The sequence below is a fragment of the Aureimonas phyllosphaerae genome (assembly GCF_900113065.1).
GTDB classification, from domain to species: Bacteria; Pseudomonadota; Alphaproteobacteria; order Rhizobiales; family Rhizobiaceae; genus Aureimonas; species Aureimonas phyllosphaerae.
In genome coordinates, this window is sequence record NZ_FOOA01000002.1 from 388852 (window position 1) to 402374 (window position 13523).

Below are 13523 nucleotides of genomic sequence, written 5' to 3' on the forward strand. Positions count from 1 at the left end.
AGCGATGTCAACGAAACGCGACCCGGATCGAAGCGTGGAGCGCGCACGAGACAAAGGGCGCGCTTCCGGAGAAGCGCGCCCCTTCGATCACCGATGCCGGGCGATGGTTACCTCAGCGCTTGATGCCGCCTCGCGCTAGCCGCTCGATCTCCTCGCGGATGAGACGCTCGACCATCTTCGGGAGGTTGTCATCCAGCCAATCGCGCAGCATCGGCTGCAGCATCTCCTGCGCCATGGCCTCCAGTGAGCGAAGCTCGCCCTGGCGGATGGCCTCGGCCAGCTCGTTGAAGGACGCGCCCACGAGTTGGCCGGTGGTCGGAGACACCAGGGGCGGCGGCACATCGCCATAACGACTGGAAGACGCACTCCCCTCATCCGCACGCCGGGCGTCGGTGTTGGCGGGCTCGAAGGCGCTGCGCTCCATCGGAGCCTCGTAGCTGGCGGGAGACTGCGGTGACTGCGACGAGGGCGCGTCGGCACCGTGTTGGAACTGCGGGTGTTCGGCCGGTGCCGCAGGCGTTTCGAAGTGGGGATGCTGGTCTTGACTCATGACGGGAGCTTCTGCCTCCGAAAAACGGTCAGTCTGAGACGGCGCCGCATTCGGCTGCGGTGCCCCGACGTCCTGGCCGATCTCGATCCGCTCCCATGTCGCCGCCAGTTCGTTCTCGAGTTCGGCGGTCAGGTGATCGTCGTCGCCGAGCGAACCCTGCTGGCCGGTATGAACCGAATCGAGCGGCGACGGAAAGCGGAGCGGCTGGGACGCGTCCTGAGCCTGCGGCTCGGCCGATGGCTCCTGGAACGATGCACCGGCAAGAAATGCCGGGATCTGCCGGGCTGCCCCAACCGCGGCTTCCCGATTCGCACTGGCCGACTTCTCGTCGCCTGTCTCGATGATCCGTCGGATGGATGCCAGGATCTCGTCCATCGACGGCTCCTGCGCGACACTCGCCTTGCTCATGAAACCCGTACCCGATTTGAATTCGCGGCCGCCACCCGACACGAATCTCACGGTACCGTACGCCCTCTGCCGACCGGCAGGAATCCCCAGTTCGTTCGAAGGGCGGTTTATAAACGAATTTTTAATGCGATCGGGCCCGCGAGCGCCAGCCCATCAGGTGATCAGCGGCCGTCCGGGGTACGCAAGCCGTACCACTTGTCCTGAACAGCCTGGTAATGCTCTTCCGGCTCATAGCGGTCGACCGCCAAGGCGAGGCGGTCGGGAAGCAGGCTGCCGACCGCCGAGGCCAGCGTATAGGCCGCGACGATCGTATCGCGCTGCGCGCCGGCCAAAAGGATCTGCGCGGTGATCACGTCGGACTGCGCGTTCAGAACGTCGAGTGTCGTACGCTGACCGACGTTGCGCTCCTCGACGACGCCGTTCAGCGCCAACTGCGCAGCGGCGACCTGGGCGCGATAGCCCTGCACGTTGGCCTCGGCGGCCTGACGCTGGGCCCAGGCGCTCGCCACAGCAGAGCGAACCTGATCGCGGATATTGTCCACCTCGATCCGACGCTGCGAGAGCGTTTCCTTGGCCTGACGGACGCGCGAAGCGACGAGGCCGCCCTGATAGATCGGAACGGTGAGCTGCGCGCCGACCGTGCCCGAGACCTCGTTCTGCGTCACGACGCCCGGCAGATTGCCAGGATCAGGATCCTGATCCGACAGGGCGTAGGTGTTATCGATCTGCCCGGTTACGGCCAAAGTCGGAAGGCGGGCGCCCTCGGCTGATTTCACCTGGAACGATGCAGCATCGACAGCGAACTTCGTTGCTTGGATGGCTGGATGCTGTTCCTGCGAGACGCGTACGGCCTCGCCAACCGAAGACGGAATTGCACTACGATTGGGAGGGGTTCCGGCTTCAAGGTTGCCCGGGGGATCGCCGACGACGTCGAGATACTGCGCCTCGCTGCTGGCGACCTGCGAGAGTGCCGTATTCAACAGAGCGGTCGCTAGCGCCTGCTGCGCCTGCGCTTGCGCAACGTCGGTGCGTGTGCCCTCGCCCACGTCGAAACGCGCCTGCGCCGCGCGGACCTGCTCGTTCAGGAAGGCAAGGCTCTGGCGACGAAACGCAGCGACTTCGCGATCACGGCGCACGTTCATGAAGACGGTCACGGTGTCGAGAAGCGTATCCTGCACCGTGTTGTCGAGGTTTTTTTGAGAGGCACGGACCTGCGCCTGTGCGGCGTTCACATTGTTCGGGGTTTGAAAGCCATCGAACAAGGTCTGATTGATCTGAATTCCGGAGGTGATGGCTCCTGTGCGTGACCGCTGGCCGGGCAGATTGTCACCGAACGTGGTGCGGGACCGCGATCCTTGGGTCGACACGACACCCTGGACGCGCGGTCGAAGCCCTGCGCGAGCCTGCGGCACGTTCTCGTCGGTCGCGCGCAGCTGGGCACGGGCGGAATTGAGGCTCTGGCTGTTCGAATAGGCCTTGGCCAGCGCTTCCCGGAGGGTTTCGGCGCTGGCGAAATCGACGCTCGTCGCCATCAGAAGCGCCGAGAGGGAGGCCAGGATCCACGTCTTCTTGCGCAAGATGCATTCTCCGAAATCGGACGCATGCCAAACACACGGCACACGAGAGGCCCAGACGAACCTCGCCCGAACCTTATCGAGTAGGTAGTGTACCGAACGACGTGCGAACGCTAGCCTGCAAAACGGCCACATGCGGTTTTGACCATAGGGTGTGGCGCGACTCAAACACTTGGCGAATGTATAGGCCGCCGGGACGAATACGCGCCGCCCTCTCCGCGAACGTCAGAACACGAACTCGCGCGGCTTGGCAAAGCCCGGCAACGCTGGAATGTGACAGTTGAAGGCGAAGCGGTCGGAGACGATCCCGTCCTCCTTCGTGTAGAGCTTCGCCATGCCCGAAGCTCCGGAGCGCTCGACGACCACGAGCCGGCCGCGATCCTTCAACTGGTCGATGTGGGGCTTCGGGAGCGACTCGACCGATCCCTCGAAGACGATGACGTCGTAGGGTGCCTCACCGGCCCAGCCGTCCTTCAAAGGACCGGACACGACGGCCACATTGACGATGCCAAGGGCATCGAACGCCGCACTCGCCTTCGCGGCGAGACCGGCATCCTCCTCGAGCGCGACGATCGAGCTTGCGAGATGCGACAGGACGGCCGATGAGTAGCCGGTGCCGCAGCCCACATCGAGCACGACGTCCTGCGGCCCGATCTCGGCCAGCTGAATGAGCTTGGCGAGAGGCGACGGCGAGATCAGGGCGCGACCGCTCCCGAGCGGAATATCCGAATCGATGTAGGCGAGCGCCTTCCGTTCCTCGGGCACGAAGACCTCACGCGGAACGCTCAGGAACGCACGCAGCGTCTCGTGCGACGTCACGTCGGTCGTGCGAATTTGGTTGTCCACCATCTTCACGCGGGCGGCAGCGAAATCCATGTCAGGCCTCGGCTCGATTGCTTGCCCCATCCCATATTCGCCGCCCCGCTGGCTGACAAGCGGAAGCACGATCGGGTTGGCGGAAGCCATGGAGCAGAGGGTGGGAAATGACGGATCCGGATCGGCGCCGTCTTGCGCCGCTCATGCGTTGGAGGCCTCGCCGGGAATCGAACCCGGGTGCAAGGATTTGCAGTCCTCTGCGTCACCACTCCGCCACGAGGCCTCAACGGCGCGCTAGGTACGTGGACCCGGCGGTTTAAGCAAGCCCCGGACGGACCATTTGCATGATGGATCGATCAACGACGTCCCTTCCCTCGGCGCGGACTTTCGTCCACTCAGGCTCACCGCCTGTGTCGAACCGATGACGCCCCGATGCGTTTGCCTCGGCACGCCCGCTGTCTCACGAAGATCGAGCCCACGACGGACCCATGCTCCAGAACAAACAGATCCTGCTGGTCGAAGACGATTTCCTGATTGCGCGCCCGCTCGCCGAGCGGCTGGAGGACATGGGCGCGACCGTCATCGGCCCGACGGCCACGATCGAAGAGTCGATCGCGCTCATCGCGCGGGTTCCCGACATTGATGCGGCCTTGATGGACGTCAACCTTGCCGGCGAAATGAGCTACCCAGTCGCCTACGATCTCGCGCGACGCAACGTGCCGTTCGTGTTCCTGACCGCCTACGATCCGTCGTTGGTCGCGGCTCGTTTCCGCGACGTACCGGTGTTCGCCAAGCCGGTCGAGTTCGAGCGCGTTCTCGAGGCGCTGCAGTCGTTGACCGACGGCAAAGCGTCATCGAACTAGATCGAGCCGCCGACCAAGGCCGCGTCAGAACGACAGGTGCCCACCGAGCAGAACGATGTTCAGCCCGGCAAGCCAGATCACGCTCGACAGAAGGCAACCCAGCGTCATGCCATGCGCGGCGCTGAGTGGCCCTTTCGTATGGTTCGTCATGTCCGCCCCCTCCGTCTGGCGCTCTTCTTACCGGAGCGTCCGTTGCTTCCGAGTGTATGGATCGCGGGAACCTTGGCAATCCTGCAATTGAGCGAAGCATACAATTCGACGCAAGTTGTTAGCGCACAAGGACCCGACCGCAGGGATGTGCGCGAATCGCATAGCGGCCTTGCTTCATGTTGCATTGCAACAGGACGTCAGAACCGCCATTTTCATTCTGTCAACCAAACCTTGGAGACAGGATCATGAGCATCACCCGCCGAATTCGAGCCGCCTTCCGCGCCCCTTCCCACGACGAACGCGCGTTGGCTTACCTGAATGATGCGACGTCGCTTGCCGACCTCGAGCGCCGCGAGCGCGAGATCGATTCCGGCCGCTTCCGTCAGAACCGTCACCCGTTCTGACCTCGGCGCACCATGTCGCAGCACACGAACAGGGCGGCAGGCTAAAGCCGATCTGCCGCCGTTCGCGCGAACGCAGATGTGCAATCGTGCATCAATCTGATTTCGTAAATCTGTGAAGCTTTGTGGCTCCCCGGGCCGGATTCGAACCAGCGACCGATCGATTAACAGTCGATTGCTCTACCACTGAGCTACCGGGGAAAAGTTCGCCCTGCGAACGAGGGTGCGTATACCCAGGGGTTCGCGATTTGCCAAGTGGGCCGAACGCTTTCTGCAAAAAAATCTTCCACGCCTCGTTTCCAACGAGGTTGTCCGTCACCCCTCCCGGCATCACATCCCCCGGACCGGCGGATCAGGTGAAGGCGTATGAACAGCGTGGAAGAGACGGCAGCGAAGCGACGCGAGTTCTTCCGGCTGCGCGGACATACGGTTCACATTCTCGGTCGGAAATTTCGGCTTCCCGCGAACCGTGTCGCGCGAATGGCGGTCGGGATCGGCTTCATCATTTGCGGCTTCCTGGCTTTTCTGCCGGTATTCGGCATCTGGATGCTGCCGCTCGGTCTCTTGATTCTGTCGATCGATCTCGCCTTCGTTCGCCGATGGCGACGGAAGGCGGATGTGAAGTGGGGTCGCCGGCGCCGCAGGAAGACCGCGAACGAGGGGATGTGACCCCTCGCATTTCCCGCGCGGAACGCTTATAGCTCGCTCGAACACAACGGTGGTCCTGCTTTCGCAGACCGCCGTTCTTTCTGTTGCATGCCCGTCGGCCGCCGTTCCATCCGGCACATGGGCATTTCCCTTTCCAACGGCATCGCTCCCGACGCGAGGGCCGCGCCCGTCAGGGCCGAACACTCCAAGGACGATCCGCTTGGCCTTTCCCCCCATCCATCCCGCCCTCGCCCGGGCCCTCGAAAGCCGCAACTACCAGGAGCCGACACCGGTTCAGAAGAGCGTCGTGGAAGCCGCGGCGGAGGATCGCGACCTGCTCGTCTCAGCGCAGACCGGTTCGGGCAAGACGGTCGCCTACGGCCTCGCCATGGGCCAGACGCTCCTGCAGGACCGGGATACCCTCGGCGAAGCCGGAAATCCGCTCGGCCTCATCATCGCCCCGACACGTGAACTCGCGCTTCAGGTCAGCGATGAGTTGCGCTGGCTCTTCGCTGAAGCCGGCGCGCGCATCGTGACCTGCGTCGGCGGCATGGATGCGCGCACGGAGCAGAAGGCGTTGTTCCGCGGCGCGCATCTCGTCGTTGGAACTCCGGGACGTCTGCGCGATCATCTGGAGCGCGGCAACCTGCGTACGCAGGACCTGCAGGTCGCGGTGCTCGACGAAGCCGACGAGATGCTCAATCTCGGCTTTCGCGAAGACCTTGAGTTCATCCTGGAGGCGACGCCCGCCGAGCGCCGGACGCTGCTCTTCTCGGCGACCTTGCCCAAGCCGATCGTCGCGCTCACCAAGCGCTACCAGACGAACGCGCTGCGCATCGAGGTCGCGAACCAGAGCTCGAGCCACTCCGATATCGAGTATCGTGCGATCCGCGTCGCACCAACCGAGATCGAGCATGCGGTGGTCAACCTCCTGCGCCAGGCCGAATCGCCGACCGCCATCGTGTTCTGCAATACGCGGGAGCAGGTGCGGCATCTCCATACCGGCCTGCTGGACCGTGGGTTTGGTGCGGTGTCCCTGTCGGGCGAACTCGGACAGGCGGAACGGAACCAGGCGCTTCAGGCCCTTCGTGATGGCCGCTCGCGCGTCTGCGTGGCGACCGACGTCGCGGCGCGCGGCATCGATCTTCCGAACCTCGGCCTCGTGATCCACGCGGAACTGCCGAACGACGCCGAGACGCTGCAGCATCGCAGCGGGCGGACGGGCCGCGCGGGGCGCAAGGGCGTCTCGGTCCTCCTCGTGCCCTTGTCCAAGCGCCGCAAGGCCGATCGGCTCCTGACGGATGCCAAGATTCGCCCGATCTGGAGCGCTCCCCCTTCGGCCGACGAAATCCGCGCCCTCGACCGCGATCGGCTGCTGACCGACCCGCTGTTCTCCGACGAGGCAGGGGACGACGATCTCGCGACGGCGGGCGTACTCGTCGAGCGCTTCTCCCCGATGGAGATCGCCTCGGCCTTTGCACGTCTCTATCGCCAAAAGCTTCCGGCGCCCGAGGACATCTACGATCCGGGTCCGGGTCGCGACGACAAGACCGGCCGAAAGGCGAATGCCGAGCCGCGCAGCCGCCGCGACGGCGAGCGCGAAGAGGGAACCGGCGGTCGCCATGCCATCGGACCCGCCGTCTGGTTCCACCTCGACATCGGCCGGCGCAACAATGCCGACCCGAAATGGCTGCTCCCGCTTCTCTGCCGCCGAGGTAAGGTGACGCGCGAGGACATCGGTGCGATCCGAATCTTCGACAAGGAGACCAAGGTCGAGATCCGGGCCGATGCGGCTGAGCGTTTCGCCTCCGCAGCGCAGGGCAGCGACGACGACATCACGGTGACGCGGATGGACGGCGGCGCTCCGCCGGCCGGTCGCGATCGTGACGGCGGCGGCAACGCGAGGACCGGGCGCCCGCCACGCGCGCAGAAGGCATTCTCTCGGCGCGCCGATGGCGATGCGCCGCGTCGCGGCCCTCCGAAGTACGGCGCGAAGGGACCGGGCAAGGGTCCGGGAAAGCCCGGCAAGCCGCGCCGGGCGGACTGAGTTAGTAGACGAAATTCAAAACGACGTCGGGCGGCGATCATCCGCCCGACGATCGCGATAACGGTCGATCAGCTGCAGATCGCCGAGTTCAGATGCGCCGAGGACGCGGCGCCGCCCTGACGGTAGCGATACTCGACCTCCTCGACCTCGCCGCGGCGGAATGCGGAATGCCAGAGGCCGCAGCGCTCGGCGCGATCGCTGTCGCGCAGGAGATGAAGATCGACCCGCTCGTCGGCGACGAATTCCAGCGTCACCTTGTGGCCATCGAAATTGACGCCCTCCAGGATCGAGCCATCGGCCTGCGGTATCGGCAGGCTTGAGCGAAGGTCGCCGATCAGGGTATCGGCGGTACCGACCGGGCCATAAAGTCCGCTCGCGTCGATCTCGCGGACGAGAAGCGCCGACGCCGTCAGGCTGATGCCTGCAAGCCCAGCCAGATGAACCTTGCGATTGCGAAACGCTTGCACGGCGATTCTCCAGCATGGGAGGAATTGCGATTGAAACGTTTCAATACGGAATATGTTGCAATGCGGTGAAGACCGACTAATCGTCCTGTCTAAACTTATCCACACCCGTGATCTGCGCATGCCGCTGGCGAAGCCGACGGCGCTTCTCGTCCGACAGGTCGGACGCGCAATGGGGGCAAGAGACCCCCTCCTCGAAGCGTGCATCGTTCCGTTCCTCCGGCGACAACGGGCTTCCGCAGCCGAAGCAGGACTGCCAGTCCGCCGGCCGAACCGCGGAGCCGACGGCCGTGCGGTTGTCGAAGACGTAGCAATCCCCCTGCCAGAGACTTTCAGTCGGCGGCACCACTTCGAGATACTTGAGGATGCCGCCCCTCAGATGCCTGACGTCCTCGAAGCCGTGGGCGAGGAGATAGCTCGACGCCTTCTCGCAGCGGATGCCGCCCGTGCAGAACATCGCGATACGCCGGTGCCGTTGCGGGTCGAGCGAGCGTTCGGCAAACGCCTTGAACTCCGTAAAGCTGTCGATCTCCGGATCGATCGCGTTGGCGAAGGTGCCGACTCGCGTTTCGTAGAGATTGCGAGTGTCCAGAACCAACGTTTCGGGATCGGCGATCAACGCATTCCAGTCTTGGGGCTCGACATATGTGCCGACCTGCCGCGTCGGGTCCGCCTCCGGCGCGCGCATGGTGATGATTTCCGGCCTGACGCGCACGCGAAGGCGGGCGAAGGGCTGCTCGTCAGCCGAGGAGAACTTGACCTCACCCCGTCGGATGGCGACATCGCGATCCAACCGGTCGAGAACCGCTTCCACGCCCGCCCGCGAGCCCGCAATCGTGCCGTTGATCCCCTCCGACGCCACAAGGATCGTTCCGCAGATATGCTCGCTGCGACAGAACTCGTGTAGAGCATCGCGCAGACCGGTGGGGTCGGGGATGGACACGAAACGGTAGAGGGCGGCAATGGTCCAGGTCATGCCCGCCGCTATATCGCGAAGCCCGAGCGATGGCCAAGCCGCGCGACGCGGAGGACGGGATCGCTGAAGGGTAATGGAATGAGTCTTGATCTGGACCAGCGTTTCGACCCTCGGCACGGGAAGCCGGTCGCGATCGAGACCGGTATCGTGCGGGTCACCGCCCCCAACTCGGGACCCATGACCTTTCACGGGACGAACAGCTATCTGATCGGCCGTGAGCGCCTCGTCGTGGTCGACCCAGGACCGGACGATACAAACCATCTGGCGGCCTTGCTGGCGGCGATCGACGGGCGGCCGGTGGATGCGATCCTTGTCACCCACACGCATCTCGACCATTCCGGCCTCGCCGCCGCTCTGGCGCGAGCCACATCAGCGCCGCTCGTGGCGCAGGGACCGCACCGCACCTCCCGGCCGCTGCTCGAAGGCGAGATCAATCCGCTCGATGCCGCCTCCGACACCGCCTTCGCGCCCGACATCGTCGTGGAGGACGGTTCGGAGATCGTGTTCGGCGAGACGCGGCTGCGCGGCCTCCATACGCCCGGGCATACCGGCAACCACATGGCGTTCGCGCTGGAGGAGCCCGGCCTCCTGTTCTCGGGCGACCATGTCATGGCCTGGGCGACAAGCATTGTCGCACCGCCGGACGGCTCGATGGCGGATTACATGCGGTCGCTCGATCGACTTCTGGCGCGTTCGGACCGTCGATACCTGCCGGGTCACGGCGGTCCGGTCGAAAACCCCGCCGCCTTCGTGCGGGGATTGCGGGCCCACAGGCGGATGCGTGAAAGTGCGGTTCTCGAAAAGGTGCGCGCCGGCCTCGACGGAGTGCCGGAGATGGTGGCGGCGATCTACCACACCACGGACCCGCGTTTGCACGGCGCGGCGGCGCTCTCCGTCCTGGCTCATCTCGAAAGCCTGATGGAGCGGGGGCTGATCGTCGCGGAAGGACCGTTCGGCCTGGCCAGTCGCTTTCGACCGGTCTGAACGGCGGCGCTATTCCTCGGGAACGATGCCTTCGGCGGCTCGCATCGCCTCGTCGACACCGTTCAGGAACGACACGATGATCCGGCGGTTCTGGCCGAGGTCGCGGTCAAGATCCCTCGAAGCGGACCGCATGTCGATGAAGGTTTGCGCCCCCTCCTCCGCGATTCGGATCGTGACGTCGCTCGGGAAGGCGAAGATCGGGGCATAGGCGACGGCCTGGATCGTATATTCGCGGGCGTCCTTCATGGCGAAGCGATCCGGCGCCTCGGCCGCCAGGCTTCCGCGAAGCGTCGGGACCGGCACCTGTACGGTACCGCTGACGCCAAGATCCTCGCTGTCCCGCGGCGGTGTGAGGCTGCTCGCGACATCGGTGATCTCGATGCCCTCCTGCTCCAGCGTGGTGCGCGCCGCCTCGTAGACCATCGACGCCGTCGCCTGGTAATCGCGACCGGCGAGGACCGCATCGGGCGAAGTTGGCGCCGAAGCGACCGGCGCAAGCGCCGCATCCACCAGCCCGGCAGTCTCGGCGCTGGAGCCTTCGGGATACTGACGGTACAGGAAGGCCGCGCCGGCAAACGGCAGCAGAGCGATGCTGGCGACGACGAGAGCCGAGACGGCCCGGCCACCGCCGACCGCGCCGCGGCGCCAGACCTTGGCGATCGCCATCAGTGCCAGGAGAAGGCCGAATGCGGCGAGGCCACCGGCCAGGAGAAGCGTCCACGACAGGTTCTGCAGATCGAGCAGGTTGAGCCGGAACAGGACGATACCGACAGGAATAAGCGCGACCGCGAAGGCGGCGAAGCTCCATGCCCAACCGGCCGTGCGGGCTCGCGTCCTGATGTAGTGTCCGGCCAAGTCGTTCGCTCCGATACCTGCTGCCGCCGATCCTAGCGCAGCGCCGAGGTCGGCGACACGGGGGCGTGGCAACAGATCAATGCCGGCCGCGCGTCTTGGGTGCCGCCGCAGCGCGAAGTGCCCGCTCGAAGCGGATCGCCGCCTGCGCGGCAGCCAGACGCGCGATCGGCACGCGATACGGCGAGCACGACACATAGTCGAGGCCAGTCCGCTCGAAGAAGGCGATGGAATTCGGATCGCCACCCTGCTCGCCGCAGACCCCAAGCGAAATATCCGGCCGGGTCCGCCGGGCCTTCTCGACGCCCATCGCGATGAGTTCGCCGACGCCTTCGATGTCGAGGGACTGGAACGGGTCGCGCTCAATGATGCCCTGGCGTTCGTAGGTCGACAGGAAGTTCGCCGCATCGTCTCGGGAAATGCCGTAGACCGTCTGCGTGAGGTCGTTGGTGCCGAACGAGAAGAAGTCGGCGACCTCGGCGATCGTGTCGGCCCGCACGATGGCGCGCGGCAGTTCGATCATGGTGCCGACGAGATAGTCGACGCTCTTGCCGCGCTCCTGCTTCACGAGTTCGGCGATCCGCTCGATGCGCGCCTTCACGAAATCGAGTTCGCGCCGGAGGCCGACCAGCGGCACCATGATCTCCGGGACCACGGCCTTGCCCTTGCGCTCGCCTGCCTCGATCGCCGCTTCGAAGATGGCGCGTGCCTGCATCTCGACGATCTCGGGATGCGAGATCGCCAGGCGACAACCGCGGTGGCCGAGCATCGGGTTGAACTCGTGCAGCGCCTCGATCCGCTCGGCCACGACGGCCGGGCTCATGCTGAGCATGACGGCGGTTTCGGAGATCTCCTGCTCGCCCTTCGGCAGGAATTCGTGGAGCGGCGGATCGAGAAGGCGGATCGTCACCGGCATGCCGGCCATGATCTCGAAGAGCTCGATGAAGTCGGACCGCTGGATCGGCAGGAGGCGTTCTAGTGCCGCGCGGCGACCCGCTTCGTCGGATGCGAGAATCATTTCCCGCATCATCGAGATACGCTCGCCTTCGAAGAACATGTGCTCGGTGCGGCAGAGACCGATGCCTTCAGCGCCAAAGGCACGCGCGGCGCGGGCCTCGGCCGGCGTCTCGGCGTTGGTTCGGACCTCCATGCGCCGTGCCCGGTCGGCAAACGACATGAGCGTGGCGAAATCGCCGGTCAGCGACGGGCGCTTCAGCTTCGGCGAGCCGAGGATCACCTCGCCGGACGTTCCGTCGATCGTAATCTGGTCGCCCGCACGCAACGTGCGGCCGAGAGCGATGACGGTTCCGGCCTCCTGGTTGATACGAAGCGATCCGGCGCCCGTCACGCACGGCTTGCCGATGCCGCGCGCCACGACGGCGGCATGGCTCGTCGTCCCACCGCGCACGGTCAGCACGCCCTCGGTCACGTGCATCCCGTGAACGTCCTCGGGCAGCGTCTCGTTTCGCACGAGGATGGTCTTGCGACCCTCCGCTGCCACGGCGATCGCCCGTTCGGACGAGAAGACGATCTCGCCGCTCGCGGCGCCCGGCGAGGCCGGCATGCCCTTGGCGATGACGAGGACCTCCTCCCCGCGCTCGATCGTCGGGTGAAGCAGCTGATCGAGCGAGGACGGCTCGATGCGAAGGAGGGCGTCCTCCTCCGCGATCTGCCCTTCCCGCACCATCTCGACCGCGACGCGGATGGCTTCCGCGACGTTGCGCCGGGCGATGCGCGACTGCAGGAAGAACAGTTCGCCGTCGCCGACCATGAAGTCGACCTCGGTCGCATCCCCGACATGGGCCTCAATGCGGCGGACATAGTCGGTCAACGCGCGAAGGTCGGCCGGAAACAGTTCGGGTTCCGCGTCGATCCGCTGGAGGCTCAAGGGCTCGCTGACCCCGGCCGGGCTCGCTCCGTCCCGGTTCCCGAACACGAACTCGCCGGTGAGGCGCGGCTCGCCAGTCTTGAGGTCGCGCGACAGCGCACGTCCGGTGCCCGACTTCTCGCCGCGTTCGTTGAAGATCATGGCGTGCACGGTGACGGCAACGCCGGCATTCTCGGCAATTCCATGAGCCAGCCGGAAAGCGCGCGCGACCGGGCCGCGCCAACTGGCGAAGCTCGCGTCGATGACCTGGTAGAGCTGCTCCAGCGGCGTCTGCGGCATCGGACTGCCGACTTCGTCTTCGACGAAGCGCAGATAGGCCGCGATCAACCCTCGCCAGTCGACCAGGGAATGCGGCTCGTCGCCCTGCCAGCCCGCGCGGACGCGTTCGGTCTCGGCAACTTCCTCGAAGTCGCTCGTATCCACCGCATGGATCAGGCTGCAATAGCTTTCGATGAAGCGACGATAGGCGCGGAACGCGAAGCCGACGTCGCCGAGTTCTCGCGCCAGAAGCTCCACCGTTCGGCTGTTGAGACCGAGGTCCAGCACCGAATCGGCCAAGCCTGGCATGACGGAGCGCGCGCTGGTACGCACCGCGAGAAGCAGCGGCTTCTGGGCGCCGTCGAGCGTGCGCCCCGTGACGCGCTCAAGCCACTCGATCGCGGCGAGTACCTCGTTGCGCAGCGCCGGCGGGAGCGTCTCGTTTCCCTCAGCCTCGCGCCAAGCCGAGGTCGAGATCGTGAAGCCCGGCGGGACCGGAAGATCCAGCGATGCGAGCAGCGCGAGGTTGGAGCCCTTCAGCCCGAGCGCTTCTGCCGGATCCGCCGTGCGGTCCGCAGTGCCACGCATGAACGTGAACAGTCTCTTGGCCATGGGAAACCGACGCCGTCGCGGCTCGAACGAGC

General features: G+C 65.5%; 13 protein-coding genes and 2 tRNA genes. 5 read left to right on the forward strand and 10 right to left on the reverse strand.

Features of this window, described 5'->3' with window-relative positions; translation table 11 throughout:
- Positions 1 to 112 precede the first annotated feature (112 nt).
- From BM175_RS23200 to BM175_RS04915, 4 genes are all read right to left on the reverse strand, one after another.
- The gene (locus BM175_RS23200; protein WP_175526759.1) at positions 113 to 925 is read right to left on the reverse strand and encodes a DUF2497 domain-containing protein; all 813 of its coding nucleotides are present in this window, start codon (positions 923 to 925) and stop codon (positions 113 to 115) included.
- A 194-nt stretch (positions 926 to 1119) separates the two neighbouring features.
- Positions 1120 to 2490 (reverse strand): TolC family outer membrane protein, encoded by a 1371-nt coding sequence (locus BM175_RS04905; RefSeq protein WP_090960231.1) that lies wholly within the window; start codon positions 2488 to 2490, stop codon positions 1120 to 1122.
- A gap of 267 nt (positions 2491 to 2757) precedes the next feature.
- On the reverse strand, positions 2758 to 3408 hold the full coding sequence (locus BM175_RS04910; RefSeq protein ID WP_090960038.1) for a protein-L-isoaspartate O-methyltransferase family protein: 651 nt from the start codon (positions 3406 to 3408) through the stop codon (positions 2758 to 2760).
- A 149-nt stretch (positions 3409 to 3557) separates the two neighbouring features.
- Positions 3558 to 3631: transfer RNA gene (locus tag BM175_RS04915), tRNA-Cys, on the reverse strand.
- 205 nt (positions 3632 to 3836) lie between these two features.
- On the opposite strand from BM175_RS04915, the gene BM175_RS04920 reads away from it, so the two are divergent.
- Positions 3837 to 4211, forward strand: coding sequence for a response regulator (locus BM175_RS04920; protein ID WP_090960041.1), 375 nt, complete (start codon positions 3837 to 3839; stop codon positions 4209 to 4211).
- Between the two features lie 24 nt (positions 4212 to 4235).
- Here the strand turns inward: BM175_RS04920 and BM175_RS23205 are convergent, their stop codons facing one another.
- Positions 4236 to 4361 carry a hypothetical protein gene (locus BM175_RS23205; RefSeq protein WP_280141077.1) on the reverse strand — a complete coding sequence of 42 codons (126 nt, stop codon included), beginning with the start codon at positions 4359 to 4361 and terminating at the stop codon, positions 4236 to 4238.
- A gap of 245 nt (positions 4362 to 4606) precedes the next feature.
- On the opposite strand from BM175_RS23205, the gene BM175_RS04925 reads away from it, so the two are divergent.
- Positions 4607 to 4765: a DUF3563 family protein gene (locus BM175_RS04925; protein WP_139224565.1), complete on the forward strand. Its 159-nt coding sequence runs from the start codon at positions 4607 to 4609 to the stop codon at positions 4763 to 4765.
- Between the two features lie 123 nt (positions 4766 to 4888).
- Here BM175_RS04925 and BM175_RS04930 read toward each other — a convergent pair.
- Positions 4889 to 4963 (reverse strand) — tRNA-Asn (locus tag BM175_RS04930).
- Between the two features lie 279 nt (positions 4964 to 5242).
- Between BM175_RS04930 and BM175_RS23030 the strand changes: the two genes are divergently transcribed.
- Both BM175_RS23030 and BM175_RS04940 read left to right on the forward strand, forming a co-directional pair.
- Positions 5243 to 5431 carry a hypothetical protein gene (locus BM175_RS23030; RefSeq protein ID WP_244545863.1) on the forward strand — a complete coding sequence of 63 codons (189 nt, stop codon included), beginning with the start codon at positions 5243 to 5245 and terminating at the stop codon, positions 5429 to 5431.
- A gap of 199 nt (positions 5432 to 5630) precedes the next feature.
- Positions 5631 to 7457, forward strand: a complete 1827-nt coding sequence (locus BM175_RS04940) for a DEAD/DEAH box helicase (protein ID WP_090960051.1) — start codon at positions 5631 to 5633, stop codon at positions 7455 to 7457.
- A 68-nt stretch (positions 7458 to 7525) separates the two neighbouring features.
- On the opposite strand, the gene BM175_RS04945 is transcribed toward BM175_RS04940, so the two are convergent.
- Positions 7526 to 7924, reverse strand: a complete 399-nt coding sequence (locus BM175_RS04945) for a hypothetical protein (RefSeq protein ID WP_090960054.1) — start codon at positions 7922 to 7924, stop codon at positions 7526 to 7528.
- 76 nt (positions 7925 to 8000) lie between these two features.
- Positions 8001 to 8897, reverse strand: a complete 897-nt coding sequence (gene trhO, locus BM175_RS04950) for an oxygen-dependent tRNA uridine(34) hydroxylase TrhO (protein ID WP_090960057.1) — start codon at positions 8895 to 8897, stop codon at positions 8001 to 8003.
- 78 nt (positions 8898 to 8975) lie between these two features.
- On the opposite strand from trhO, the gene BM175_RS04955 reads away from it, so the two are divergent.
- A complete protein-coding gene (locus BM175_RS04955) occupies positions 8976 to 9881 on the forward strand; it encodes an MBL fold metallo-hydrolase (RefSeq protein WP_090960060.1) in 906 nt (301 codons plus the stop codon).
- A 9-nt stretch (positions 9882 to 9890) separates the two neighbouring features.
- Here the strand turns inward: BM175_RS04955 and BM175_RS04960 are convergent, their stop codons facing one another.
- Positions 9891 to 10736 (reverse strand): DUF1499 domain-containing protein, encoded by an 846-nt coding sequence (locus BM175_RS04960; RefSeq protein ID WP_175526760.1) that lies wholly within the window; start codon positions 10734 to 10736, stop codon positions 9891 to 9893.
- Positions 10737 to 10812: 76 nt separating this feature from the next.
- Positions 10813 to 13491 (reverse strand): pyruvate, phosphate dikinase, encoded by a 2679-nt coding sequence (gene ppdK / locus BM175_RS04965; RefSeq protein WP_090960065.1) that lies wholly within the window; start codon positions 13489 to 13491, stop codon positions 10813 to 10815.
- Between the last annotated feature and the right edge of the window lie 32 nt (positions 13492 to 13523).

What these genes read in the sequence shown, in the direction of transcription:
- BM175_RS23200 (WP_175526759.1), bottom strand. Translation starts at nt 925, where the DNA reads ATGGACGAGATCCTGGCATCCATCCGACGGATCATCGAGACAGGCGAC.
- BM175_RS04905 (WP_090960231.1), bottom strand. Translation starts at nt 2,490, where the DNA reads ATGGCGACGAGCGTCGATTTCGCCAGCGCCGAAACCCTCCGGGAAGCG.
- BM175_RS04910 (WP_090960038.1), bottom strand. Translation starts at nt 3,408, where the DNA reads ATGGATTTCGCTGCCGCCCGCGTGAAGATGGTGGACAACCAAATTCGC.
- BM175_RS04920 (WP_090960041.1), top strand. Translation starts at nt 3,837, where the DNA reads ATGCTCCAGAACAAACAGATCCTGCTGGTCGAAGACGATTTCCTGATT.
- BM175_RS23205 (WP_280141077.1), bottom strand. Translation starts at nt 4,361, where the DNA reads ATGACGAACCATACGAAAGGGCCACTCAGCGCCGCGCATGGCATGACG.
- BM175_RS04925 (WP_139224565.1), top strand. Translation starts at nt 4,607, where the DNA reads ATGAGCATCACCCGCCGAATTCGAGCCGCCTTCCGCGCCCCTTCCCAC.
- BM175_RS23030 (WP_244545863.1), top strand. Translation starts at nt 5,243, where the DNA reads ATGGCGGTCGGGATCGGCTTCATCATTTGCGGCTTCCTGGCTTTTCTG.
- trhO (WP_090960057.1), bottom strand. Translation starts at nt 8,897, where the DNA reads ATGACCTGGACCATTGCCGCCCTCTACCGTTTCGTGTCCATCCCCGAC.
- BM175_RS04955 (WP_090960060.1), top strand. Translation starts at nt 8,976, where the DNA reads ATGAGTCTTGATCTGGACCAGCGTTTCGACCCTCGGCACGGGAAGCCG.
- ppdK (WP_090960065.1), bottom strand. Translation starts at nt 13,491, where the DNA reads ATGGCCAAGAGACTGTTCACGTTCATGCGTGGCACTGCGGACCGCACG.